Annotated in this window: 25 protein-coding genes; 15 read left to right on the top strand and 10 right to left on the bottom strand. The window is 63.3% G+C overall.

The genetic code is table 11. The annotated features are described in order from the left end of the window. Window positions 1-43 precede the first annotated feature (43 nt). The 8 genes from ATE70_RS24950 to ATE70_RS18870 all read right to left on the bottom strand — a co-directional run bounded on the left by ATE70_RS24950 (window position 44) and on the right by ATE70_RS18870 (window position 5,855). Window positions 44-391 carry a hypothetical protein gene (locus tag ATE70_RS24950; RefSeq protein ID WP_003046382.1) on the bottom strand — a complete coding sequence of 116 codons (348 nt, stop codon included), beginning with the start codon at window positions 389-391 and terminating at the stop codon, window positions 44-46. Between the two features lie 26 nt (window positions 392-417). Then, on the bottom strand, window positions 418-942 hold the full coding sequence (locus ATE70_RS18900) for a DUF411 domain-containing protein (RefSeq protein WP_003046385.1): 525 nt from the start codon (window positions 940-942) through the stop codon (window positions 418-420). A gap of 1 nt (window position 943) precedes the next feature. After that, window positions 944-1,333, bottom strand: a complete 390-nt coding sequence (locus ATE70_RS18895; RefSeq protein ID WP_223181178.1) for a DUF305 domain-containing protein — start codon at window positions 1,331-1,333, stop codon at window positions 944-946. A 92-nt stretch (window positions 1,334-1,425) separates the two neighbouring features. Further along, window positions 1,426-2,637 (bottom strand): copper resistance protein B, encoded by a 1,212-nt coding sequence (locus ATE70_RS18890; RefSeq protein ID WP_003046391.1) that lies wholly within the window; start codon window positions 2,635-2,637, stop codon window positions 1,426-1,428. After that, entirely contained in the window at window positions 2,634-4,469 is a 1,836-nt protein-coding gene (locus tag ATE70_RS18885; protein ID WP_374046507.1) for a copper resistance system multicopper oxidase, read from the bottom strand. Before ATE70_RS18885 ends, ATE70_RS18890 begins: the two co-directional genes overlap by 4 nt. A 119-nt stretch (window positions 4,470-4,588) precedes the next feature. Continuing rightward, a complete protein-coding gene (locus ATE70_RS18880) occupies window positions 4,589-5,173 on the bottom strand; it encodes an RNA polymerase sigma factor (RefSeq protein ID WP_003046398.1) in 585 nt (194 codons plus the stop codon). Continuing rightward, complete coding sequence (locus tag ATE70_RS18875; RefSeq protein ID WP_003046401.1) at window positions 5,170-5,607, bottom strand: periplasmic heavy metal sensor; 438 nt, start codon at window positions 5,605-5,607, stop codon at window positions 5,170-5,172. The genes ATE70_RS18880 and ATE70_RS18875 overlap by 4 nt, the downstream gene beginning before the upstream one ends. A 2-nt stretch (window positions 5,608-5,609) precedes the next feature. Then, entirely contained in the window at window positions 5,610-5,855 is a 246-nt protein-coding gene (locus ATE70_RS18870; RefSeq protein ID WP_137870392.1) for a hypothetical protein, read from the bottom strand. A gap of 215 nt (window positions 5,856-6,070) precedes the next feature. Between ATE70_RS18870 and copC the strand changes: the two genes are divergently transcribed. From copC to ATE70_RS18830, 8 genes are all read left to right on the top strand, one after another. Then, window positions 6,071-6,403: a copper homeostasis periplasmic binding protein CopC gene (gene copC, locus ATE70_RS18865; RefSeq protein WP_231732871.1), complete on the top strand. Its 333-nt coding sequence runs from the start codon at window positions 6,071-6,073 to the stop codon at window positions 6,401-6,403. Window positions 6,404-6,409: 6 nt separating this feature from the next. After that, window positions 6,410-7,378 (top strand): copper homeostasis membrane protein CopD, encoded by a 969-nt coding sequence (gene copD / locus ATE70_RS18860; protein ID WP_003046408.1) that lies wholly within the window; start codon window positions 6,410-6,412, stop codon window positions 7,376-7,378. Between the two features lie 32 nt (window positions 7,379-7,410). After that, a complete protein-coding gene (locus ATE70_RS18855) occupies window positions 7,411-8,100 on the top strand; it encodes a helix-turn-helix domain-containing protein (protein ID WP_003046411.1) in 690 nt (229 codons plus the stop codon). A gap of 137 nt (window positions 8,101-8,237) precedes the next feature. Continuing rightward, entirely contained in the window at window positions 8,238-8,915 is a 678-nt protein-coding gene (locus ATE70_RS18850) for a class I SAM-dependent methyltransferase (RefSeq protein ID WP_003046415.1), read from the top strand. 166 nt (window positions 8,916-9,081) lie between these two features. Further along, window positions 9,082-11,403: a heavy metal translocating P-type ATPase gene (locus tag ATE70_RS18845; protein ID WP_037553293.1), complete on the top strand. Its 2,322-nt coding sequence runs from the start codon at window positions 9,082-9,084 to the stop codon at window positions 11,401-11,403. Between the two features lie 88 nt (window positions 11,404-11,491). After that, on the top strand, window positions 11,492-11,932 hold the full coding sequence (locus ATE70_RS18840) for a YybH family protein (RefSeq protein WP_231732869.1): 441 nt from the start codon (window positions 11,492-11,494) through the stop codon (window positions 11,930-11,932). 264 nt (window positions 11,933-12,196) lie between these two features. Further along, window positions 12,197-12,790 (top strand): c-type cytochrome, encoded by a 594-nt coding sequence (locus ATE70_RS18835; protein ID WP_223181176.1) that lies wholly within the window; start codon window positions 12,197-12,199, stop codon window positions 12,788-12,790. Between the two features lie 185 nt (window positions 12,791-12,975). Next, the gene (locus ATE70_RS18830) at window positions 12,976-14,253 is read left to right on the top strand and encodes a hypothetical protein (RefSeq protein WP_037553287.1); all 1,278 of its coding nucleotides are present in this window, start codon (window positions 12,976-12,978) and stop codon (window positions 14,251-14,253) included. A 307-nt stretch (window positions 14,254-14,560) separates the two neighbouring features. Here the strand turns inward: ATE70_RS18830 and ATE70_RS18825 are convergent, their stop codons facing one another. Both ATE70_RS18825 and ATE70_RS18820 read right to left on the bottom strand, forming a co-directional pair. After that, window positions 14,561-16,675: a TonB-dependent receptor gene (locus tag ATE70_RS18825; RefSeq protein ID WP_052181951.1), complete on the bottom strand. Its 2,115-nt coding sequence runs from the start codon at window positions 16,673-16,675 to the stop codon at window positions 14,561-14,563. 642 nt (window positions 16,676-17,317) lie between these two features. Next, window positions 17,318-17,716: a MerR family transcriptional regulator gene (locus ATE70_RS18820; protein ID WP_003046425.1), complete on the bottom strand. Its 399-nt coding sequence runs from the start codon at window positions 17,714-17,716 to the stop codon at window positions 17,318-17,320. Window positions 17,717-17,796: 80 nt separating this feature from the next. Here ATE70_RS18820 and ATE70_RS18815 point away from each other — a divergent pair, with 80 nt between their 5' ends. From ATE70_RS18815 to ATE70_RS18785, 7 genes are all read left to right on the top strand, one after another. Further along, window positions 17,797-18,618 (top strand): MauE/DoxX family redox-associated membrane protein, encoded by an 822-nt coding sequence (locus ATE70_RS18815; RefSeq protein ID WP_003046430.1) that lies wholly within the window; start codon window positions 17,797-17,799, stop codon window positions 18,616-18,618. A 102-nt stretch (window positions 18,619-18,720) separates the two neighbouring features. Then, the gene (locus tag ATE70_RS18810; RefSeq protein ID WP_003046437.1) at window positions 18,721-19,083 is read left to right on the top strand and encodes a hypothetical protein; all 363 of its coding nucleotides are present in this window, start codon (window positions 18,721-18,723) and stop codon (window positions 19,081-19,083) included. A 1-nt stretch (window position 19,084) separates the two neighbouring features. Then, on the top strand, window positions 19,085-19,414 hold the full coding sequence (locus tag ATE70_RS18805; RefSeq protein ID WP_231732868.1) for a hypothetical protein: 330 nt from the start codon (window positions 19,085-19,087) through the stop codon (window positions 19,412-19,414). 66 nt (window positions 19,415-19,480) lie between these two features. Then, the gene (locus ATE70_RS18800; RefSeq protein WP_003046442.1) at window positions 19,481-20,707 is read left to right on the top strand and encodes a TolC family protein; all 1,227 of its coding nucleotides are present in this window, start codon (window positions 19,481-19,483) and stop codon (window positions 20,705-20,707) included. Then, complete coding sequence (locus tag ATE70_RS18795; RefSeq protein WP_003046445.1) at window positions 20,704-21,930, top strand: efflux RND transporter periplasmic adaptor subunit; 1,227 nt, start codon at window positions 20,704-20,706, stop codon at window positions 21,928-21,930. The genes ATE70_RS18800 and ATE70_RS18795 overlap by 4 nt, the downstream gene beginning before the upstream one ends. Continuing rightward, a complete protein-coding gene (locus ATE70_RS18790; RefSeq protein WP_058539243.1) occupies window positions 21,927-25,061 on the top strand; it encodes an efflux RND transporter permease subunit in 3,135 nt (1,044 codons plus the stop codon). The genes ATE70_RS18795 and ATE70_RS18790 overlap by 4 nt, the downstream gene beginning before the upstream one ends. Next, window positions 25,058-25,426 carry a copper-binding protein gene (locus tag ATE70_RS18785; protein WP_003046451.1) on the top strand — a complete coding sequence of 123 codons (369 nt, stop codon included), beginning with the start codon at window positions 25,058-25,060 and terminating at the stop codon, window positions 25,424-25,426. The genes ATE70_RS18790 and ATE70_RS18785 overlap by 4 nt, the downstream gene beginning before the upstream one ends. The last annotated feature ends 32 nt before the right edge of the window (window positions 25,427-25,458 follow it).

Genomic DNA, 25,458 nt, shown 5'->3' with positions numbered 1-25,458 from the left:
GTCCTCGACCGCCCGGGCGACATGCCGCGTCGGCACATGCTCCTTATTTTTTGTCCATATCGTGCCCGGCATGAGGATCGGGTTCGGGTTCGACAGGTTTCGGCGCTTCCGGCGCGGCCTTTGCCCGCGGCGGCACAGCGGCCTTCGCGGCGGGTTCTTGCTTGGGGCGGGATTTCTCCGGAGGCATCGCTTCTTCGGTCGGCGCCGCCGGGGCAGACGCGGCGGGCGGCTCGTCCGCTACGGGCATGGTCTCGACCATTGCGGGCGGCTCACCGGCAGTGACCTCACTCTGTTCCGGTGTGACGTCGCTCTGCTGCGCGGGCTCAGTGCCGCATCCTGCCAGAGCAAATATCAGCGCGGCGGCGCTCGCTAGGGGAATGAATCTCGTCATATCTGTCTCCTCTTCGTGTCGGCAGGTCATGCGCGGAATTCAGAAACCTTGCCGTCGCTGCCGAATGCCATCACTTCGAATGCGTCCGCGCTTCCGTCCGGCATTTCCATTCCCGGAGAACCGCGCGGCATGCCGGGCACGGCGATTCCGCGAATGTCGCGTGGCTTGTCGTGGAGGAGTCTCGCAACATGCCGCATCGGCACATGACCCTCGATCGCATAGCCGCCGATCACGGCCGTGTGGCACGACGCCAGCTGGCCAGGCACACCATATCGCGTCTTTACGGCGGCCATGTCAGCGCGGTTCTCGACAGTCACATCATAACCGGCCTTGCGTGCGATATCCGCCCAAGCTTCGCAGCAGCCGCATTCGGGATCGCGATAAACGAGCATTCGCTTGGGGCTGGACGTCTCGGCGCCCGGCGCGGGCGCCGCGCCATTCTTATCGCTGGTCGCCGCCGGGCCCGAGGCAGAATTGCATGCCGCAAGCGCCATCCCCGATCCGACCGCAATCAGGCCGAAAAGATGACGGCGCGTCATCAGATTTTTCATGTCATTTCCTCGCGAGAATGGATTTCATCTGTTCGATTTCGGCCGCCTGCCCCGCGATGATGCCGCGGCAGAGTTCGCGTATCTCGGCATCTTTGAGAGAAGCCTGTTCACACATGAGGATCGCGCCCGAGTGATGCGGGATCATCGAACGCAAGAAGGCCGTGTCGCCGATCGTCGTCTGTGTCCGGATGAGCCCGAAGCTCCCGAAGAAGGCAACTGCCGATCCCAGCAGCAGGAACGTATTGAGACGTTTCGACGGGAACATGCCCGGCATTGCGACGATCATCAGCACGACCATCGGCGAGACCATCATCAGCGTCATGTAGAGCATGTTGAGATTATTGTAGAAGCTCGAGAGGCGGTCGATCATGACGAACATCACCAGATACATGATGACGCCGCTGACGATCGTCTGCAGCGCGAGGCTGCGATAGGCTGGTTTCACGGCATTTCTCCTCGACGTGTCGCCACCCCGCGAAACTTCTAGAACCAGGCCCGCACCCCCATCACGAAGCTGACGCCGCTCGCATCCTCGCCCGCGGCGCGGGCAAAACGCGCGGTATCGCCGACCTTGCGCGCCCATTCGACGCCGACATAAGGCGCGAATTCCTTCACGACCTCGTAACGCAGGCGAAGCCCGAGCTCGAAATCCGAAAGCCCCGAACCAACGCCGGTCTCGGGGACATCCTGGAGCGCAAAATTGACCTCCGCCATCGGCTGGAGGATCAGTTTCTGGGTGATGCGCTGGTCGTAATAGCCTTCGAGCCGGGCGAGCAGATCACCCTTGTTCGAAAGAAACAGCGCGCCCTCGACTTCGAACCAATAGGGGGCGAGCCCCTCGAAGCCGATCGTCGCATAGGTGCGGTCGGGGCCGGGCCCAAGATCCTGCCTGATACCCGCCTGCGCGTTGAAATAGGGTCCGATCGCCCGGCTGTAGAGCGCCTGTACCTCGGCGCTCTCGATGCCTTCGCCGAACACGCCCTCGCCTTCGCTCTTGATCGTCAGCCGGTTAATGTCGCCGCCGTACCAAGCCTCACCGTCCCAGCGGAACCCGTCGCGGCCCTTGCGCGCCTGATATTCGGCAAGGTTGAAGCTGATGAAAGCGATGGTCTGCGCACCATTCTCTTTCATCATGTCGTGGCGCGAATGCTCCATTTCGGCTTGGGGATAAATGCGATCGGCATACCAGTCGCCGGGAGGCGCAGGCGCGGTAGCATCGCCCGGCGGCAAATCGGTGCCGCTAGCGCTGCTCGTGGTCGCCATGCCTTCCATTCCCGCCATCGCGTCCGCAGATCCGCCCTTCGGGGTGCAATGGCCCATTTTGGCATGTTCGGGCGGGCAATCGGGATCGGACGGCTGCGGTGCGCCATGATCCATCGCACCCATGTCCGAAGCGCCCTTGCCTGGAGCTTCCGCCTCAGGCGTACAATGACCCATCGCCGCATGTTCGGGCGGGCAGCTTGAAGCCTCGGGTTCCATGTCCATGCCCTGCATGTTCCCATGGTCCATCTGCTCCATCGACCCTTCGGCGGGCGCTTCGGGCGCGGACTGCGCTACGGGTGCTGGCGTTGGCGAGGGAGCGGGTGTCGGCGCGGGCGCCGCACCATGCATCGAATGATCCATCGACTGCGCCGCGGCGGGCACAGCAAAGGCCAGCGGGGCGATACCCGCGAGGAGAAGCGCGACCCGGGTCATTCGCCGTCTCCCTTCGGACGGACGCTGACGACGCGCATCATCCCCGCGTGCATGTGATAGAGAAGGTGGCAATGGAACGCCCAGTCGCCGAGCGCGTCGGCGGTGAAATCGAAGCTCGCGATGCCGCCCGGCTGGACAAGCACCGTATGCTTGCGCGGCGACCGGTCGCCCTTGCCCGTCACCAGTTCGAAAAAATGGCCGTGGAGGTGGATGGGGTGGCTCATCATCGAATCGTTGATGAGGTTGATCCGCACGCGCTCTCCCTCGATGAAGGGGATGGGCTCGTGATAGTCGGACATCTTGATGCCGTCGAACGACCACATGAAGCGTTCCATATTGCCGGTCAGATGGATGTCGAGCGAGCGCGAGGCGGCGCGGGTATCGGGGTTGCGCTCGAGCGCGACAAGGTCATGGTAGGTCAGCACCTTGTGCCCGACATTCTCCAGTCCCTGCCCCGGCTCGCCCATGCGATCCATCGGCATCGGCGAGATCGTCTGAACGCTGGGATCGCGCTTGACCTGCGGCGCGACACTGAAGTCGCGCATGCTGTGCTGCATGCCTCCGCCAGATCCATGATCCATGCCCGCCATCGCGCCGCTTTCCCCCGCTGGCGTACAATGGCCCATCTTGGCATGTTCGGGAGGACAAGAAGGGTCGCTCGCCGGCATGGGCATGGCGCCCATATCGCCGCCCGAATGGTCCATACCCGCCATCGCGCCGCCCGACATGTCGCCCATGCCCATGTCCTTCATGGTCGCGAGCGGCCGTTCGCGGAGCGGCGGCACCTCGGCGACCATGCCAGCGCGCGGTGCGAGCGTCGCGCGTCCCATGCCCGAGCGGTCATTGGCCTCGGCAACGAGCGTATAAGCACGGTCCTCGACCGGGGTCACGATGACGTCATAGGTTTCGGCGACCGCGATCTGGAACTCGTCGATTTCGGTCGGCACGACATTGAGCCCATCAGCCTGGACGACGGTCATCCTGAGGCCCGGGATACGGACGTTGAAGATCGTCATCGCCGACGCATTGACGATGCGCAGGCGTACCCGCTCGCCGGGGCTGAAGAGCGCGGTCCAGTTGTCGCGCGGACCATGGCCGTTGACGAGGAAGGTGTAGGTCGAACCATTGACGTCGGCGACGTCGGTCGGGTCCATCCGCATCTTGCCCCAATCGATCCGCTCCTTGAGCGGTTGATCCTTGCCGGCAAGCAGGCCCGCCAGCGTCTGGCGCTGCATGTTGAAATGGCCGGGATTGACCTTGAGCTTGCGGAAGATCGCCTCGGGCGACAATTGACTGTGGTCGGACAGGACGACGACATGCTCGCGGTCGTAGCCGATCGGGTCGGCGCCCGCGGGATCGATGACGATCGGGCCATAATGGCCGAGCTGTTCCTGAAGCCCCGAATGGCTGTGATACCAATAGGTCCCCGATTGAACGACCGGGAATTCATAGACAAACTTCGAGCGCGGCTTGATCCCGGGGAAGCTGACGCCGGGCACGCCGTCCATCTGGAACGGCAGGATCAGGCCGTGCCAGTGAATCGAGCTGTCCTCGTCGAGATCGTTGACGACGGTGAGGCGCGCGTTTTGTCCCTCCTTCAGCCGGACGAGCGGCGCGGGCACGGTGCCGTTGATCCCGATCGCGCGACTGACCTTGCCGTCGATGCGCATCGTCTGGCGCGCGATGCGCAGCGTTATGTCATTGCCGGATACGGTCGGAAGCGGCGCGGTGATGCCGGACGACACCGGCTGGGCCCAGGCCGGGAACCATGCGGCCATCGCCGCAGCAGCCCCTCCACCCAAAGCTCCACTGACGAACCGACGCCTTTCCATCTGCATATTCTTTCCGACCGTTACTGACTGTTCCTAAAGCTATACGCAGGCGGCACGCCTGCCCCTCAATAAAAATGCCGGACGATGAGGAGATGCCGCCTGAACGAGCGGTCGAACCCTCAACCCTCGGCGCTCGCAGATGTTCCCGCGAGCAATTCCCGGAGCCTGGTCCGCGCTCGATAGAGGCGCGTTTCGACTGTTTTCTCGCTGACCCGCAAAATGACCGCTGTTTCGGCCTGGCTGACCTCGTCGACACCGCGGAGGAGCAACACTTCGCGCAAATTCTGCGGCAGCTGATCGATCGCCCCGCGAACCCTGGCGAGCTCTCGCCTGTCGGTCGCCGCGGAATCGGGCCCAGGACCATCGCTTGCTACGTGATGCGCATTTTCGAGCGGGAGCGCGCGGGAGAAAAAGGCGCGCACCTTTCGCCGTCGTGCCCAGTCGCGACATTTGTTGAGCGCGATACGGGCGATCCATGTGCGGAAGGGGCGTTCGCCATCATAGCGATCGAGCGCCGAAAAGCCGGAGACGAACGTCTCCTGCGTCAAATCCATCGCCTCGTCGGCATCGCCGATCTGCTTTACGATGAGCCGGTAGACGCCCGTTTTGTAACGGCGCAGCAACTCGCGATAGGCGTCTTCGCGGTGCGCGCGCGCAAAGGCCGCCAGATCCTGGTCGCTACATTGCGATAGGTCGGCGCTCACCGCGCATCGGCGGTCAGCGCCTTGACCACGCTTTTGTCGAACATTTCCGCTTGATCGGGGTTGAGAACCCCGCGCATCGCGAAGAGATGCTGGAGCGTTTCCTTCTGCAATGTCCCCATCACCTCATGCGTCTCGTCGATCGCCTCGGTGACGCGCGGTCCATAGCCATGCTCGGCTTCGATCGCCTGCGCGAGCCGGACATTGGCGGCGCGCATCTCGAGTTCGAGCGCCTGGCGGCGACCGGCGAAGTCGGCTTCGATCCGCTCGAGTTTCTTTTCCTGCTCCGGGGTCAGGTCGAGTTGGCCGTGGAGAAGCGCATGAAGTTCGGTTTCGCTGGCTTTGGGCGCATCGGCTACCAGACGGCCGATGAACACGCCGGCAATCGCCGCGGCGAAGGCAATGAGCCCCAAGAGAAGAAGACGGCGCGACGGCATCGCTACTGTACATCCAGCAAGGTGGAAGGCACCAATGCGCTAGGCGGGCCGAATGGGGTCAGGGGGCTTGCCGCGACCGCCGGCTGGGAAATCGCACTCCCCGCAAAGACACCGCCGCCGAGCGAGACAAAGGCCGCGAGCGCCATCAGGCGGCGCATCGCTACCGCTTCGCGCCGGCGGATCGCCAATGCGCCCATGATGCGATCATCGAGCGCATCGAGCGCTGCGGGCAGATCGATCCTGTTCAAAATGCGAAGCTCCTTATCCATCGATCGTCTCTTCAAACCTTTCCATCATTGTACATACGCGCCGAAGCGCCTCACCCCTCACACCAGAATATTATTCCGGAATATTTGAGGGCCATGCCGATATCCTGCGTATTAGCAGGACAGACACGCATTTGGAGGTGTTCATGTTCAAGTCTCTTCTCCCCTCTGCAGCGGCGGCTTTCGCTCTGCTTCTCATGCCGGCCACGGCAAGCGCGCACACCAAGCTCGTCAGCTCGACGCCCGCCGCCAATTCGACCGTTTCGAAGGTCACGTCGGTCAATCTTCAGTTCAACGAAAAGATCGTCGCCTCGACCCTCAAGACCGAGCTGGTCATGACCGGCATGCCCGGCATGGCCAATCATGCCCCGATGAAGGTGCCTTACTCGTCGATGATGGGCAAAGAGGGCAAGTCGGCGATGCTGATGCTCAAGCGGCCGCTGACAGCCGGAACCTACAAGGTCACATGGTCGGCGGCGGGCGCTGATACCCACCGCATGGGCAGCGAATTCAGCTTCACCGTAAAGTAAAAGACGGTGGGGGACCCCGTTCTGATCGGCATCAGGTTCGCACTTTATGCGGACCTGATGCTCATCGCCGGCCTTGCTGCGTTCCCGCTTTTTGCGCTGACACGGAGCGAACGCCTTGCGCCGCAGTCGATGATGGCCTCGATCTGGCGCGCAGAGCGATGGCTCTGCGCCGCCGGACTGCTTCTCTCCATCTTGGGGATGGGCGTGCTCGCGGCTTCGATGCAGGGTGTGGGGCTCCTCTCCCTGGAACTCCAGCCTTTTTGGGACCTTGTTCGCGAGACCGAGGTCGGCACAGCCTGGGTCTACCGGAGCGCAGCGCTGCTGCTCGCGCTGGGAGTCGCGATCTGGATGGTCCGCTGGCCGACAACTTCGGCCGCCGTACTCGCGGCCGCGGGCTCGGTGGCCGTCGCGAGTCTGGTCTGGTCCGGCCACGCCGGCGCGACCGAAGGCGCCGCAGGCACCGTGCACCGGATCAGCGACATCTTGCACCTGATTGCAGCGGCGGTCTGGATCGGCGCGATCGGCGCCTTCCTGATCCTGATCTCACCACGTCGTGTCCGCGAATGGCCGGGCGGACTCCAAATTGCGGCGCGGAGCCTCGATCAATTCTCGCGCGTCGGTACGATCTGCGTCCTCGTCATCGCCGCCACCGGCCTCGTCAACAGCCAGATGATCGTCGGCGCCGAGAATCTCGGCCGTTCCCTCGGCTCGCCCTATGGACAATTGCTTCTCGCCAAGCTTGCGCTGTTCGGACTGATGCTGGCGCTCGCGGCGGCGAACCGCTGGCGGCTGACCCCGGCGCTCGCGGCCGCCGTCCCGGGGACCGATACCGACAATGTCGACGCCGACCCCGACCTCGCGATTGCAGCCATGCGCAGAAGCCTCATCATCGAAGCGTCGGCCGCGCTCGCCATACTCGCGCTGGTTGCCTGGTTCGGTACGCTCGAACCCTTCGTCACCGCCGATCCGGTTTGACCCCAAGCACCGCCTCTTGGTCGGGTTCGATCATGCTCGGGACCGGCTGGGCGCTCATTGACGCGCGCATCGGGAGCAGCCGTCCCCATAACCATGTGGCGCACCAGATCAGCCTCGCCATCGAACGCGACCTCGAAATTTCCGGTGATGCCGACCTGATAGTTCCCGCCGGACACGCCATTGCGATAGCGTCGCATGTCCGGCACCGCCTCGGGCCGCCGGGCGCCCTCGTGCGGTCATTTTATCTCGACCCGCTTTTTCGTGCCGGCACCCGGCTGTCCGCCGGATCGGCGCCTGTCCTGTTGACGCCGATAGAGACAGCCGGACTAGGTGACATCGCAAGCGGCGCGGACGCGAAGCGCTGGGCGTCCGACTATCTCGACCGCTCGCAGGCGCGTCCGGTGGATGCCCGCCTGTCCGAAGTGCTCGCGGCCCCTGACGATTTGTCGACCGCGCGCGCCTTGGCCGACGTCGCCTGCCTTTCGCCCTCGCGCCTCCGCGAAATCGTCAGCCGCGACTTCGGCGTGCCTCCGGCCAAATTGCTGCAATGGCTCCAGCTTCAACGCGCCGTGCGGACGCTGGTCGGCGGCGGAGGTCTTGCCGACGCCGCGGCGGCGGGAGGCTTCGCCGATCAGTCGCACTTCACGCGCCGCTGCGCTCAATGGCTAGGCGTGACGCCTTCGGCCGGCCTTAGTGCCTTCGCGTTCGAAATCGTGCCCTGAGCCGGATGCGCCTCGCACCGCGTCGCCCCGGCGAAACATTCAAGACTGCCGCGCCTGTTTGCCCTTAAGCGTCTCGTCGAGACCGGCGATTGCGGCCGCAATCCGGCGGCAAGCCAAAGCGTCGAAAGGAGACGGCCATGCCCGACCCGAAACCCGTAGCAAGATCCTACACGCCAGCGGCAGGATATCACTTCCTGACGCCCTTTTATGATTTCGGCGTCGCGGTGACAACGCGCGAGCGCGTGTGGCGCGACCGTCTCGTTCGCCATATGGCGCTCGGCGAGGGTGACGTCATTCTCGATATCGGCTCGGGTACGGGAAATCTTGCGCTGGCGATCGCTCGCCATAGCCGGGACGTCCGCTATCTTGGTTTCGACCCCGACGAGGCAGCGACGCGAATTGCCCGAACGAAGACCGCGCAGATTGTTCCACCGCCGGAGTTTCGAGTTGGCTTTTTCGCGGCTTCGGCGATCGATGACTGGCCCCCGCCTGCCAAGATTGCGATCTGCCTCGTCCTTCATCAGGTCGGGCTTGAGGAAAAGGCACGTCTGCTACGCGAGGCCCGGCAGGTGCTCGCGCCGGGCGGCAAACTCTATGTTGCCGACTATGGGGAACAGCGCAGCCGCCTCATGCGGTTGTTGTTCCGCCTCACGATCCAGCAGCTCGACGGCGTCCAGGACACCCAGCCCAACGCCGATGGATTGCTCCCGGTGCTGATGAGAGAGGCAGGCTTTTGCGATGTTCGCGAGCTTGAGACGTTCCGCACGCCAACCGGTGCGATCGGGATCATCGAGGCCCGAAAGCCCGGGACCTGACGGCACGGGGCAAAGAAAATCCAAGGGATAACCGCTCTTCTTGCGTATCGATAGAAGCGGCTCCATTCTGGAACCGCCAGGAACGACGCCAACGGCGAACTCGACCGGTGGCGTTTGGACCGCCCCGCCGCGAGGCGGGCATCCGACACATACGGGAGCGGCGGCGATGCACGATCATCAGGGCGCAGAAAAAGGCAGCGGGAGCACGACTGATCCGGTCTGCGGCATGATGGTCGATCCGGCCACCACACCTCATATCGCGACGCATAGCGGCAAGCATCACTATTTCTGCAGCGCAGGCTGCCTCGCCAAATTCGAGGCCGATCCCGATCTTTATGCCGCAAAACGCGAGCCGGCCGCAGCCGATGCACCCGAAGGCGCCATCTGGACCTGCCCGATGCATCCCGAGATCCAGCGCGCCGGCCCCGGAAGCTGCCCGATCTGCGGCATGGCACTCGAGCCCGTCATGCCGACAGCATCGGGCGGCCCCAGCGAAGAATATCGCGATATGCGGCGGCGCTTCTGGATCGGGCTCCTTCTCGCACTCCCGGTGGTTGCGCTCGAAATGGGCGGCCATCTGACAGGCCTCCACCAATATGTCGGCCGCCAGACGAACAACTGGGTCCAGATGCTGCTCGCGACCCCCGTCGTTCTATGGGCGGGCTGGCCCTTCTTCGAGCGCGCCTGGCTCTCGATCCGCAACAAGAGCCTCAACATGTTCACCCTCATTGCGATGGGGACGGGCGTTGCCTGGGGCTACAGCATGATCGCGGCGATTCTCCCGCAAATCTTCCCGGCAGCCTTCCGCGCCGCCGATGGCTCGGTCGCGGTCTATTTCGAGGCCGCCGCGGTCATCACGGTGCTGGTGCTACTCGGGCAGGTGCTCGAACTCAGGGCCCGCGAGACGACGAGCGGCGCGATCCGCGCGCTCCTTGACCTGACACCGAAGCTCGCCCGGCGCGTCCGCAGCGATGGAAGCGACGAGGAGGTAGCGCTCGAGGAAGTCGCGGTCGGCGACATGCTGCGCATCCGTCCGGGCGAAAAAGTCCCCGTCGATGGCATCGTCGTAGAAGGCCGCGGCACGGTCGACGAATCGATGGTCACGGGCGAATCGATGCCGGTGACCAAGGCGGCCGGCGCGGCGCTGATCGGCGGAACGATCAACCAGACGGGCGGCCTGCTCATGCGCAGCGAGAAGGTCGGGCGCGACACGATGCTCGCGCGGATCGTACAAATGGTCGCCGACGCGCAGCGCAGCCGGGCGCCGATCCAGCGTCTCGCCGATACCGTTTCGGGCTGGTTCGTGCCCGGCGTCATCGTCGTCGCCATTGTCGCTTTCGTTGTTTGGTCGCTTCTGGGGCCCGCGCCCGCCATGGCCTATGGCCTTATCGCCGCCGTCTCGGTGCTCATCATCGCCTGTCCCTGCGCGCTCGGCCTCGCGACGCCAATGTCAATCATGGTCGGCGTGGGGCGCGGCGCCGAAGCCGGCGTGCTGATCAAAAATGCCGAGGCGCTTGAGCGGATGGAGAAGGTCGACACGCTCGTCGTCGATAAGACCGGGACGCTGACCGAAGGCAGACCCTCGGTCGTCGCCATCGAAGTCGCCGGCGGCTTCGAGGAGCAGGATCTGCTCCGGATTGCCGCGAGCCTCGAGCGCAGCAGCGAACATCCATTGGCGGCCGCGATCGTCAAGGCCGCCGAGGACCGGGGCCTCGCGCTGGTCGAGCCATCGGGGGTCGACCAGCCGGTCGGCAAGGGTATCGTCGGGGTCGTCGACGACAAGGCGATAGTCCTCGGCAATGCGAGCTTTCTTGAAGAATATGACGTCGATCTGGGCGCGCTCACCGAGGCAGCCGACCGCCTTCGCACAGACGGCGCGACGGCGATTTACATCGCGGTCAATGGCAAGGCGGCCGGGGTCATCGCCATCGCCGACCCCGTCAAGGAAACGACGGGCGACGCGCTCGCTGCGCTGCGCGAAGCCGGAATCAAGGTCATCATGCTCACCGGCGACAATCGCGTCACCGCCGAGGCGATCGCGCGGCGCCTCGGCATCGACGACGTCGAGGCCGATGTCCTCCCCGACCAGAAGAGCGCGGTCGTGCAGCGGCTGCGCGAAGAGGGCCGGATCGTCGCCATGGCCGGCGACGGGGTCAACGACGCCCCCGCGCTCGCCGCCGCCGACGTCGGCATCGCGATGGGCTCGGGAACCGATGTCGCCATCGAAAGCGCGGGTGTGACGCTACTGCGCGGCGACCTTCTGGGCATCGTGCGGGCGCGGCATCTCAGCCATGCGACGATGGCGAACATCCGTCAGAATCTCTTCTTCGCTTTCGCCTATAATGTCGCCGGGATTCCCGTCGCTGCGGGCGTGCTCTATCCGATTTTCGGACTATTGCTCTCGCCGGTCATTGCCGCCGCTGCAATGGCACTCTCGTCCGTCAGCGTCATTGCCAATTCTTTGCGGCTGCGCTTTGCCAGAATCTGATCGAAACCACGGGAGGCACTCGTGAAGTGTCGGCACAACAAGGGGAAATGATATGAGACGACTGACGATTACAGCAATCGCATTGGCCATGCTGGTGGCCGTCCCGGCTCAGGCGACCGAGCCTGCGGATTTTCAGGGCGCGGCGGCAGCGCTCGCGCAGTATAAATCGGCGATGGAGAAACTGGACCTGACCGGCGTCGAGGCCCTCTTTTCGCCAGACGCCCAGATATTCGAATCCGGCGGCGTTGAAGGGAATTTCGCCCACTATCGCGACCATCACCTGGGTCCCGAACTCAAGGAATTCAAATCCTTCACCTTCCGCAATTACAAGATTTCGGTTCGCGGCGAAGGAAATATCGCGATCGCAACCGAGACCTACAGCTTCTCGATTGTGCTCGCGAGCGGCGAGACCATCGAACGGGATGGCGTCGCTACGAGTGTCCTCAAACAGGACAACGGAAAGTGGCAGATCTTCAATCTCCACAGCTCCTCACGCAAGCCGAAGGTGCGACCGGCGGGTGGCAGCTGAGCGGGCAAAAAAGGGGCTAGTCCTCACGATCTCTCCGAACCCACACCTAGCAGGACGCATGAGCCCGAGCGGGTGTGGGCACCCTGAAATGGCTCGTCGCGGCAAGTACGGAAACGCCTGCCTCGTCTGTGACAAGGGCAAAGCTGTTGGGGTGCGTATCATCTGTTGAACAGCCGCCGCATTGCGTTCGGCTGCAAAGCTCAAGGCCTGTTATGCGGGAGATAGATAATGGAGCGATTTCGAACTTTCGATTTCCGAAAGCATATGCCGAGCGTGACGTTCACGCTGCTGGCGGTGGCCCTGATAGCGGGCGCGGGTGCGATCACCGTCTATCTCGGCCTATATAATATAGCGGCCGATGCCCCCCATAACCGGCTGACTTACAGCGTCATCGAAACATTCAGGGAGAAGTCCATCGCAGCGCGATCCGGATCGATCGCGGTGCCGGCAGATTTGGCGGCTCCGGCGCGGATCGCGTCGGGCGCAGGTCTCTATACCGAGATGTGCAGCGGCTGCCATCTCGCGCCCGGGATGGAAAAGACCGAAATGAGTCAAGGGCTGTATCCGCAAGCGCCCGTCTTGTTCAAAGGTTCGGAACGTTCGGCTGCGGAGCAATTCTGGATCATCAAGCATGGCATCAAGATGACCGCCATGCCGGCCTGGGGGAAAACGCATGATGATCGTCTCATCTGGGATATGGTCGCGTTTGTCCGAAAACTCCCTGGCCTGTCGCCGGCACAATATCAGGCTATTACGCAGAATGCGCCAATGGACCATGACGCGATGATGAAGGGCATGACAGAGGCGGAAGGCGCGAGTCAGAAACCAAGCGGAGCGGGCGAACACGCAGGGCACTGAGGTCGTCGACAATTATGCAGCGCCGGGCGTGAACGGGCTCGTTTCGACCTTCCATTCCCGCCCACCTTGCCGGTGGGACGGAAGGTTTCGCCTTTCGCTAAGGGCCGAATCGAGCGAACTGTCTTGGCCGGCAAGCCGCAGGTGGAAAACAGCAATTCGGAATGGATCAAGCGGGGGCTATAAACATGAAGCGCGACCTTGTTCGCGAACTGATCGAGCGCTGGCGCGGCGATTCCGGCTCGACCTATCAAAGCTGGTTCCTGTGGGAGGAGCGACTGAAGAATTTTCGGTCGATCAGAAGAGGCATCTCGCAGGTCGTCGCCGAAATTGAGGCCGGCACCTTCGGAGCGGCATATCGGGGCTCGTCATTGGAGATCATTGTTCATTCAATCGCCGAGCAACGACAGATTTTCAAAGGTGCGGATCATGCTTTCTTGTGGAAGCCCAAACTCCGAATCCCGGACATCTACGAGAACGCCGACAATCAACGAGCTTTTGGCAGACTTCTTCACCATTGCTCCTGTTGCGATACCGCCGAGGAGGTCGTCGCCGGGATCCTCGCAATCGATAGACAGAAGATCAAGGGGTTGGGTCCTGCGGTGGCCAACATTCTCTATTTTCTGCATCCCACTCTTGTGCCTCCGTTCAATACGGCAATCGTAAAGGGCTACAACGCGCTAACGGGTGCGAATGTGAAGCTTGGCAGTTGGGAGCATTTTCTCGCGATGCGCGCGGGCATTCTGGATCTCAACGATCGCTACCGGGATCTTCTTTCCAACGATTTGGGGGCGATAGGAGGGCTGCTGTTCGATATCGGATCGGGACGGTTTCCAGCCCCACCGCTCAGCGGTTCGAGCGAAAATGCGCGCGATTGGATGGCCTTGCTGAATGAAACGCGCTCACAGTCCGACAAGTTCGATAAGGGGCTTGCAAATCAGAAAGAGACCGACCGGACGCATAGCGAAGTCCAATCCTGGCTTCGGGACCTCGGGCTTGCACTTGGATATGACGTCTGGGTAGCGGCAAATGACCGGGGGCGCCTTCATGAGGGTGTGCCGCTCGGGTCTCGATGCCTCGATAGCTTGCCGCATGCCATCGCAACCGCTCAAGGAAGCGATGCCATAAGACTGATCGACATCTTATGGCTCGAGCAATCGACGGCTACGGTCGCGGCGGCATTCGAAGTGGAGCATTCGACATCCATTTATTCCGGAATTGTCCGCATGCTTGATCTCGCGCTGAGCAGCGAGAATCTTCATTTGTCGACGCCACTTTTCCTGGTTGCACCCGATGCGCGAGAAGCCGATGTCCGCGCTCAGCTCCGACGCCCGGCTTTCAGCCGGATCGGTGATCTCGACATTTCCTACCTGCCCTACGCCGAGCTCGAACAGAACAGGGTCGCCATTGCCCGCTTCGGTACGGGCCTGAAGGCGATCAAGGCGATCTCCCATCCATTGCCGTGAGGCAGCCGACGACGCGTAGGCCTCCGAAAGCAGTTGGTCTTTGCATCCTCGCGGCGTCACAGGGAAAGCCGGGCATCGAAATCGCGCGCGCTACCGACGTTCAGGATGGGACTAGCCCGTATCTGTTCGTGCCATCTTACTGCCCGGCTCATCGTGCCATCAGCAGGGCCGTTCAAGTAACGGCGCCGGTGAGAACAGGGACATATCATGTCCTGCGTTCAGAGGAAGTATTCCCCCCGGGCGCAAGCGCCCAGGGGGACCGACGACCGTAGGGGAGTCGCCGGGGGACCTCGCAGGACGAGGAACCTCAGAAAAAGTAGCGCAGCTGCAGTCCATACTGGCGCGGCTCGCCGTAGATGTAGAGCGGAAGAGTAGGGTTCGAGACACCCGTCGCGTCCGTCCCGATCGTACTATAGCTCACATAGCGCTCGTTGGTGAGATTTCGGCCATAAAGCGCAATTTCCCACGCTTCGCTCGCCGGCTGCCATGTGACACGCCCATTTATAAGGGTCGTGGCGTTTCCGGAAAAAAGCGGATTGTTGCTGGGCTTGAAAAAGACGCTGTCGCGCCAGGAGATATCGGTCCGTAATGTCAGCATTCCGCCGCCCAGGGAGGCCTTATATTCTCCGCCGAAAGTGATGTTCCACTTCGGCGCGTTCGGCAGCCGCTTGCCCTTGAGGCTTGCGCCGACGTCGTCAAAATAGACATCGTAGCGCGCATCGAGATAAGCGATCGTGGATGTAAGCGTCAGGCGATCGAACGGCCGTGCCATCAGTTCCGCTTCAACGCCCTTGATCGTCGCCTTGCCGGCGTTGGTGGTACTGGCAACGCCATTATTATACTCGACCACCTGAAGATTGGTGTAATCATAATAGAAGGCGGAAAAATTAGCTCGAAGCCGGCGATCGAGGAGCGTCGACTTCAGGCCGACTTCGTAGCTCCAGACATACTCCGGGAGGAAAGGCCGCCCGTCTCCCAGCTGGAATCCACCCGATTTGAACCCGCGGGTTGCCGACGCATAAGCCATGACGTCATCGGCAAGGTCGTAATCGATCCCAATTTTCGGAGTCCAGGCGGTCCAGGATGATTTGGGCTGACCGGCATCGACCTGATTTCCGTTCAGCAGGACACGATATCCGAAATCCTTTTTTTCGTATGAGTATCGAAGCCCTCCGGTCAATCGCAGGCGGTCGATGAGTTCGTAGCTTGCTTGTCCGAAGAGCGCGAATGCATTCGTCGTATTGTTTTCCGGGATCGCGAGCCGACGACCCGGTTCGATGATCCGTATTTCGTCGTTGCCCTTTTCATTCAGATAGAATGCTCCGACGATCCAGCGCAGCTTGTCCGCATCGTTGTTGAGAAGTTGGAACTCTTGCGTGAAACTGCGGGAACGTTCGTAAAATTCGATATCGCGGAGGAAGAGGTCAGTCGAGTCAACGTCGAGCGCCTGGACGACCTTGCTCTTGCGCAGCGCCGTAATCGAGCGGAGCGTGACCGGGCCGCCGTCCCAGTTCATGGTCGAGGACACGCCCCAGGCATCGACATCGTAACGCGGCAGGCGGTCGAGTGCGGCCTCTTTGTCATTGGCCGGGATCGTCGCCCCCGCATCGACGAAGCCTTGCGGATAAAAGGGCCGAACAGACCGCGCGCCGGTCTCGCGATCACGGCTGGCATCCGCCCGCAACACGATCTCAAGACGGTCGCTCGCGTCAATCGCAAGCGTCAGTCGTCCAGCGAGATTATCTTCGTTTTGGTATCGCCGTCCCGAGACGACGTCGCGGTAGATGCCGTCGCGCTGGTTGGCAAGCAAGGTGAGGCGGCCTCGGACGCCCGCTCCAAGCGGTCCAGAAATCGTGCCGCTCAGCGAGCGCTTCTCGTAATTTCCGACGGTGAGCCCCAGCGCGCCAGTCAAATCCTCCGTAGGCATTTTGGAAATGATGTTGAGTGTGCCGCCGGCGGAGTTGCGACCGAAGAGAACGCCTTGCGGTCCGCGCAGCACCTCGATGCGTTCGACGTCGAACAAATCCTGATAGCTTGTGGTCGGGCGCGAGATGTAGACGCCGTCATAATGGACTGTCGTGCTGGGGTCGGTCGCAACGCCGAACGCCGAGGTGCCAATTCCACGAATATTGATGATCGCCATGGAATCGTTGGTGATCGACACGCCCGGCACAAAAAATTGGAGGTCTTCGACGTTTGATATGCCCGTTGCCGTAAGCGCCTCGCCGGTCATCGCTGTCACCGAGACGGGAACGGACTGCAGATTTTCCTCGCGCTTCTCCGCCGTTACGATGATCTCGGCGAGGCCGTCCGACTGGGCTTCCTGAGCCTGCGCGGGAAACGCGACCGCCACCGCAATCGCCGCCATCGAGCTTCGCTGCATTGCGCGCTTCGTCGACGAATAACAGTATAATTTGTTCATTATGCTTCCCCTGTTTCGAAGAACTGCCCTTTCGCGCAGCCCAAATGAGTTTCGGGGAAGTCGAGGACAAAAACATGCATGCCCGGAAACCGCTGCTTACGGCTTCCGAGTTCAAGCACCCAACATCCCCTACTGACATTGATTACGCACCAGAACGACTCATCCCTCAAAAATGGTTCGGGCGACGTAAAACCATTGGAATTGGGCTCCCCGATTTGTTCAGATCGCCAGGATGAAGTTGATCCGGAACGCCCAAAGGCTCCTACCTTCATCCAGAAGCGGCGCTTTTCGCTTCTGCCCCTCGTCGGAGCCTTGGTCGGCGCCGTGCACGTGACGCAATCGCTCGCTTGACCCTATGGTCAGGTCTTCCCCGTGGAAGCCTATTTGTTCGCTCTGATGCCGGTCCTAGCCGCGGAGATTCGATGGCGCCTGACCCAGGCACTTCGGACGGCCGTCGCAACTCCGGACGCGGCAGCGGCGAGACCTGCGGCTGCGATCCGCGCTAGCCTTCTGCTCGATGTCGCAGCCGGAATTACCATCCCATCGCTTGTAGCCGGGATGCTGGAACCATTTGCGACCGATTGACACCAGTTGGGAGGTGAGACCGGCCGTCAGCACCATCCGCCGCCAAGGCCAGTCGGGCTAGACCTGCTCGAACGCCGCTATGATCGGGCAGTGGAGCGTGTCGGCGGCAGCGCATTGGCGCGACAGGCCCATGAGCGCGCGCCGCGCCGCATCGAGTTCGGCGATCGTCTTTTCGATCGCCGCGATGCGCGCATCGGCCAGTTCGCGCGCTCGCGCGCGATCGCTCGACGCGTCGAGTTCGAGCAGTTCGGCGATCTCGGTGAGCGTAAATCCCGCTGCTTGTGCCGATTTGATGAAGCGCAGACGGCGCAGAACCGCCTCGTCGTAACGCCGGACTCGGCCTTCCGACGGGGCGCTGGCCGACTGAGGCGGAACGGGCAACAGGCCGCGGCGTTGGTAATAGCGGATCGTCTCGACATTGACGCCGCCCTGCCGGGCAAGCTGGCCGATGGTCATGTCACGCAAGGCCTTGACTCCGTACTATGGTACGGAGCCTATATAGCGGGAAGCGATCGGGAATCAAGAAAGGCGAATCGATGAATATGCAGGTTCAGCGCGCGAACGAAAGCGCGCCAGCGCACACTGGTGCGGCGGTTTCGGGCAAGCCGCGGGCGACCATCTATCGCATGGTGATGGAGCAGCATATCTGCCCCTATGGCCTGAAGGCGCTGCATCTGTTGCGCAGCCGCGGCTATGACGTCGAGGATGTCTGGCTGACGACCCGCGAGGAAACCGACGCATTCAAGGCGAAACATGGCGTCGCGACGACGCCGCAGACCTTCATCGAAGGCGAGCGGATCGGCGGTCTTGACGATCTGAGGCGCCATCTCGGTCTGAAAGTCCGCGATCCTAAGGCGCTTACCTATAAGCCCGTCATCGCGCTCTTCTCTATCACCGCGCTGATGGCGCTGGCCGCCAGCCAAGCGGTGTCGGGCACGCCCTTCACAATCCGTGCCGCCGAATGGTTTATCGGGTTCAGCATGGCGTTGCTTGCCTTCCTCAAGCTCCGCGACATCGAGAGCTTCTCGAGCATGTTCCTGAACTATGACTTGCTCGCCAAACGCTGGGTACCCTATGCTACCATCTATCCCTTTGCGGAGGGTCTTGCCGGCATCCTGATGATTTCTGGCGCGCTGAACTGGATATCGATTCCGGTGGCGCTGTTCATCGGGATCATCGGCGCCGTGTCGGTGTTCAAGGCGGTGTATATCGACAAGCGCGAACTCAAATGCGCCTGCGTCGGCGGCGACAGCAATGTGCCGCTGGGTTTCATCTCACTGACCGAAAATCTGATGATGATCGCCATGGCGCTGTGGATGCTGGTCGCGCCCGCCGCCATGACAATGGGCCATTCTTAACGGGTCCGGCGTAACCACGACGGGACAGTCGGCGAACAAGTGAGCGGGATCTCCACCCCGGTTTAGATTGACGCCAAGTTTGACAAGGATCATGCTTCGACCGTGAAACGCTGGCTCACCTTTCTACTTCTTGTCGGAGCCTTACTCGGCCTTCTGGCGCAGGAGACCGCATTCGCCTCGGCGCCCGCGCTCCCGTCGGCCGAGACGGCGTTCGCGGCGGCGATGAGCGACGAATGCGCGGAGATGATGGGGATTAAAAAATCCCAGAAGAGCGCTCCGTGCAAGGGCCTCACGCTCGACTGCATCGCCAAGATGGGCTGCGCGCTACCGCCCGCCGTCGTCTCTCCGGCTACCCCCCTTGCCGAAAAGACATTTGTCGCCGGCTCTTTCGATCCGCTTCCTGTCCGGCGCCTCGCCGGAAGAACATTCGGCCCCGAACCCGACCCGCCCCTATTTCTTGCCTGAATTGCCGACGCGCACCGGCTCGTCCCGGCGCGCGGTTTCACGCTTTTCAATCAAGGAATTCAACATGAAACCGTTTTTTGCCGTTGCCGCGCTCGCGGCAGCAACGCTTGCCGCTCCCGTCCTCGCCCAAGAACCGTCCGGCGGCCATCATGAATGGCAGACCCGCCAGGTGCCAGGGCCGAACAAGTCCAATACCACCTCGCGAGTCCGCGTCTGGGTCAAGGACAAGCCGGGACAGATGGCGCATTGCGACTGCGACATGATGAAGGTGAGTCCGGCGGACTGCATGAAGAATATGTCCGGCGACCAAAGGATGCCCCCGCAAGGGTAACGGTCTTTCTTCCCCGGCGTACAGACGCCGGGGAGGCTTTCGCCCAGTCCACAGCAGGGGGACATCATGCGCCCATATTTTACGGCAGCCTTGCTTGCGCTGCCCTCGGCTCTTCACGCCGAGCCGATGACGCTCGATTCGGCGCTCAGCCGAGCAGCATCGGAGGCACCCGAACTGCAAAGCCGCGAAGCGGGCGTCGACGCCGCCCAATCGGCGGCGATCGCCGCCGACCGGCTGCCCGACCCGAAACTCAATATCGTCCTCCAGGATTTCCCGGTGACCGGACCCGACGCGGGCCGGTTCAATCGCGACGATTTCACGATGCAGGTCATCGGCGTCAGCCAGGATTTTCCGAACCCCGCCAAACGCCGCGCGCGCGCGACCCGCGCGCAGGCCGACATTGGAATCGCCCGCGCCGACGAAGCGGTCACCGCGCAGGACATCAGGCTCGCGACCGCGCTCGCCTGGGTCGATCTCTATTATGCCAAGAAGGAGCTGAAGGAACTCGACCTGCTCGATAGCGGCCTCGAGGACCTTCAATCGACCGTGACGGCGCGGCTTGCCAGCGGTGCGGCGCGCCCGGCGCAGGCGCTCGAACCCGATCAGCTTCGCGCCGCGATCAACGATCGCCGCAGCGCGCTCGCCGCCGAGATCGCCCGCGCCCGCGCGCAGCTCGCCCGCTTCACCGGCGACCCCGCCGCCGACACGCTCGGCGACTTGCCGCCGCAGTCGATCGACGAACAAGGATTGCGCGCCGGCATCGACGCCCTGCCAAAGCTCAGAGCACTCGATGCCCGCGCCCTCGCCGCCGACGCCGAGACCGGTCTCGCACGCGCCGACAAGCGACCCGACTGGAGCGTCAACGCGGCCTATGGGCGCCGCGAGCCCAATTACGGTGATCTCGTCACGGTCGGGGTCACCGTCGACCTGCCCTTCTTCTCGAAAAAGCGGCAGGACCCCAAGATCGCCGCGCGCGCCAGCGAGGCGATGCGCGCCCGGCTCGACCGCGAGGCTGCCAAGCGCGACATCGCGGCAGCGCTCGACGCCGATCTCGCCGATCACCGCATGCATCATGAGCAGCTCGCCAATGCACGTACGCGGCTCGTGCCGCTCGCGAAGAAGCGCGCCGAGCTCGATCTTGCAAGCTACGCCGCCGGAAAGCTCGACCTCGGGACCGCGCTCCTGTCGACTCTCGCGCTTGCCGAGGCCGAAGTCGATGCGCTGGCGCGCGAAGCCGAGGTCGCGCGCGACGCGATCCGGATCAATTATATTTATGGGGAGGCAGGTCGATGACCGATGCAACATCAGCGGCGCGCTGGCGCGTCGCAATCCTGGCCACGGTGCTGATCGCGGGCGGCGGCGGTTATTGGTTGGGACAGAGCGGCAAGAGCGATGCACCAACCGAGACGGCAAGCGGCGGGCGCAAGATCCTCTACTATTATGATCCGATGTTCCCGAACCAGAAGTTCGACAAGCCCGGCAAGTCGCCCTTCATGGACATGCAGCTCGAGCCCAAATATGCCGACGAGGGTGGCGGCGCGGCGCCCGGCGTGTCGATTGACCCGTCGGCGCGTCAGAGCCTCGGCATAAGAGTGGTCGCGGCCGAAATGGGGAGCCTTGCCGCAACCTTCGACGTCAACGGCAGTATCGATTTCAACCAGCGCGATGTCGCGATCGTCCAGGCGCGCTCGGGCGGCTTCGTCGAACGCGTCTATCGCCTCGCGCCTGGCGATGTCATCGGCGCCGGTGCGCCGATCGCCGAATTGCAATTGCCTGAATGGGGCAGCGCCCAGACCGAATATCTGAGCGTCAAGAAGCTCGGCAAACCTGAACTCACGGCGGCCGCGCGGCAGCGGCTGCGGCTGATGGGCATGCCCGAAGGCGTGATCGCCGAGGTCGACCGGAGCGGACGGACCGGCGGCAGACTGACGGTGCGCGCGCCGATCGGCGGCGTGGTCCAGACGCTCAATGCCCGTGCAGGCGTGACTCTCGCCTCGGGGCAGACACTTGCCGAAATCTCGGGACTTGGAACGGTGTGGCTCAATGCCGCGCTCCCCGAAGCGCAGGCCGGACTGGTGAAGATCGGCCAACCTGCCACCGCGAACCTCACCGCCTTTCCCGGCGAGGCTTTTACCGGGCGGGTCGTCGCGATCCTGCCGACCGCAGCGGCGGACAGCCGGACGCTGACAGTGCGCATCGAGCTCGCCAACCGCGGCGGTCGCCTACGCCCCGGCATGTTCGCCGTCGTCGCGCTCGGCGGGGACGCCAAGCCAACGCTGCTGGTGCCAAGCGAAGCGGTGATCCGCACCGGCACGCGCAGCATCGTGATGCTCGAGAAGGGCGACGGACGCTACCATCCCGCCGAAGTGGTCGCCGGACGCGAAGGCGGCGGCAAGACCGAGATATTGCGAGGGCTCGCCCCCGGCGAGAAGGTCGTCGCGTCGGGCCAGTTCCTGCTCGATTCCGAGGCGAGCCTGACCGGTCTCACGGTTCGTCCGCTGGAGCCAGCGCAATGATCGCACGCATTATTCGCGCCTCGGTCGCGGCGCGCGGGCTTGTCGTCGCTTCGGCGCTGATCCTGACCTTGCTCGGGATCGCCGCGGTGCGCACGACTCCGGTCGACGCCCTGCCCGACCTGTCGGACGTCCAGGTCATCGTCCGCACCAGCTATGCGGGACAGGCACCGCGGATCGTCGAGGACCAGGTCACCTATCCGATCACGACGACGATGCTCTCGGTGCCGGGCGCGCGCGTGGTGCGCGGCTACAGCTTCGTCGGCGACAGCTTCGTCTATGTCCTGTTCGACGACGGCACCGATCCCTATTGGGCGCGCAGCCGCGTGCTCGAATATCTGAGCCAGGTGCAAAGCCGTCTCCCCGAGGGCGCGCGCGCGAGCATCGGTCCCGACGCGACCGGGGTTGGCTGGATCTATGAATATGCGCTCGTCGACAAAAGCGGCCGCCACGATCTTGCCGAACTCCGCAGTCTTCAGGACTGGTTCCTCCGCTTCGAGCTTAAATCGGTTCCCGGCGTCGCCGAGGTCGCGAGCATCGGCGGCATGGTGCGCCAGTATCAGATCATCGTCGATCCGCAGAAGCTCGCCGCGTTCGGGGTGACTGCAACCGACGTCGCCGACGCCCTCAAGCGCGCCAACCAGGAAAGCGGCGGCGGCTCCCTAGAACTCGCTGAGGCTGAATATATCGTCCGCGCGAGCGGCTATCTGGAGTCGCTCGACGACTTCCGCGCCGTCCCGATCCGCACCGCCGCGGGCGGACTCCCGGTAACGGTCGGCGATGTCGCGACGGTGCAGATCGGTCCCGACACAAGGCGGGGCATCGCCGAACTCAACGGCGAGGGCGAAGTCGCGGGCGGCGTGATCGTCATGCGCGAGGGCAAGAATGCCCGCGAAGTCATCGACGGCGTGCGCACCAAGCTCGCCGAGCTCAAGCGCAGCCTGCCGCCCGGGGTCGAGATCATCACCACTTATGACCGCTCGGGGTTGATCGACCGCGCGGTCGACAATCTTACCTCGAAGCTCGTCGAAGAGTTCATCATCGTCGGGCTCGTCTGCGCGCTCTTCCTCTGGCACGCGCGCTCGGCACTGGTCGCGATCCTGACGCTGCCGCTCGGCATCCTCATCGCCTTCATCGTGATGCGGCTGCAGGGACTCAACGCCAATATATTGTCGCTCGGCGGCATCGCCATCGCGGTCGGTGCGATGGTCGACGCTGCGGTGGTGATGATCGAAAATGCCCATAAGCATCTCGAACATTGGGAGCGCGATCATCCGGGCGAGGAACTGAAAGGCGCCGAACGCTGGCGCGTCATCACCGACGCCGCCGCCGAGGTTGGGCCCGCCCTCTTCCTCAGCCTCCTCATCATCACCTTCTCCTTCCTCCCCATCTTCACGCTCGAAGGCCAGGAGGGACGGCTCTTCTCGCCGCTCGCCTTCACCAAAACCTATGCGATGGCGGCCGCCGCGATCCTCTCGATCACGCTCATCCCGGTGCTGATGGGCTGGCTGATCCGCGGTAAGATACCCGCCGAACAGAGTAATCCGGTCAACCGCTGGCTGACCCGCATCTATCGCCCGGCACTCGACTGGGTGCTCGAACGGCCGAAAAAAGCGCTCGTGATCGCCGGCCTCGTCTTCGCCACCAGCCTGTGGCCGATGACCCAGATCGGCGGCGAGTTCATGCCGCAGATGCACGAAGGCGACCTCCTTTACATGCCCTCGGCGCTACCCGGCATCTCGGCCGCAAGGGCATCGAGCCTGCTCCAGCAGACGGACCGACTGATCAAGACCGTGCCCGAGGTCGAGAGCGTGTTCGGCAAGGCGGGGCGGGCCGACAGCGCGACCGACCCCGCGCCGCTCGAGATGTTCGAGACGACGATCCGCTTCAAGCCGAAGGACCGTTGGCGCCCCGGCATGACCGAGGAGAAATTGATCGAGGAGCTCGACGCGCGGGTCCGGGTTCCGGGGCTCGCCAATTTCTGGATTCCCCCGATCCGCAATCGCATCGACATGCTTGCGACCGGGATCAAGAGCCCGGTCGGCATCAAGGTCGCGGGCTCGAATCTTGCCGGGATCGATCGCACCGCCAAGCGCATCGAAGCGGTCGTCAAGACCGTACCCGGCGTAGCGTCGGCGCTGGCCGAGCGGCTGACTGGTGGGCGCTATATCGATGTCGACATCGATCGCGCCGCCGCAGCACGCTACGGCCTCAATGTCGCCGACGTGCAAGCGATCGTCTCGGGCGCGATCGGCGGCGAGACGATCGGCCAGACGGTCGAGGGGCTCGCCCGCTATCCGATCAGCGTCCGCTACCCGCGCGAGCTGCGCGACAGTATCGGCGAGCTCGCGAGCCTTCCGGTCCTGACGCCGTCGCGCCAGCAGATCACGCTCGGCACGGTGGCCAGAGTCAAGGTCAGCGACGGGCCGCCGATGCTGCGCAGCGAGAATGGCCGCCCGGTGACCTGGATCTACGTCGACAGCCGCGGCCGCGATTTGCAGGGCCTCGTGCAGGACATCCAGCGGGCGATCGCGCGCGATGTCGATCTGCCGCCCGGCGTCAGCGTTTCCTACACCGGGCAGTTCGAGTTCCTCGTTCGTGCGACCGAGCGGATGAAGGTCGTCGTGCCGGTCACGCTCGCGATCATCTTCCTGCTGCTCTACCTGACCTTCCGCCGCTGGGACGAGGCGCTGCTCATCATGGCGACCCTGCCCTTTGCGCTCACCGGCGGGCTCTGGCTCCTCTATCTGCTTGGCTATAACCAGTCGGTCGCGAGCGCGGTCGGGTTCATCGCGCTTGCGGGCGTTGCCGCCGAGTTCGGGGTCGTCATGCTCATCTATCTCAAGCATGCGCTCGCCGATCGCAGCGACGGCCACATATTGGCCGCGGTTCGCGAAGGCGCGCTGCTCCGCGTCCGCCCGAAGGCGATGACCGTTGCGGTTATCCTCGCGGGCCTGTTCCCGATCCTCGTCGGGACCGGCACCGGCTCCGAAGTGATGAGCCGCATCGCCGCGCCGATGATCGGCGGCATGCTCACCGCGCCGCTGCTGTCGATGCTTATCATTCCCGCCGCCTATCTGCTGATGCGAAGGCGTGCGGCTCATCCCGTCCAACCCGAAGGAGAAACGACATGAATAAACTCACTGCGATTACGCTCAGCCTTGCGCTCGGCGCTGGACTTGTCGCCTGCGGCAAGCAAGGCGAAGCACCGAAGACGGAAGAAAAGGCCGCGATGGCCGATGACACAGGGACCATGGCGGCCCCGGCCGAAACGAAGCATGGCAAGGGCACGGCGACCGTGACCGCGATCGATACGGCAAAAGGCCAGGTCACGCTCGATCATGGCGCGATCGCCGAACTCGAATGGCCGCCGATGACGATGGGTTTTGCGGCGAAACCCGAGCTGCTGAAGGACATCAAGGTCGGCGACAAGGTCGCGTTCGAGCTCAATTGGGACGGCAAGGCCGGGACGATCACCAAGCTCGACAAGGCGCCGTAACGCGCCGCCATTGCGCGCGGTGGCCCTAGTTG

This window comes from Sphingopyxis sp. H053 (genome assembly GCF_001468225.1).
In the GTDB taxonomy this organism is placed as follows: domain Bacteria; phylum Pseudomonadota; class Alphaproteobacteria; order Sphingomonadales; family Sphingomonadaceae; genus Sphingopyxis.
Note: the sequence above shows the minus strand (reverse complement) of the source record. Positions and strands in the feature narration are given on the sequence as shown.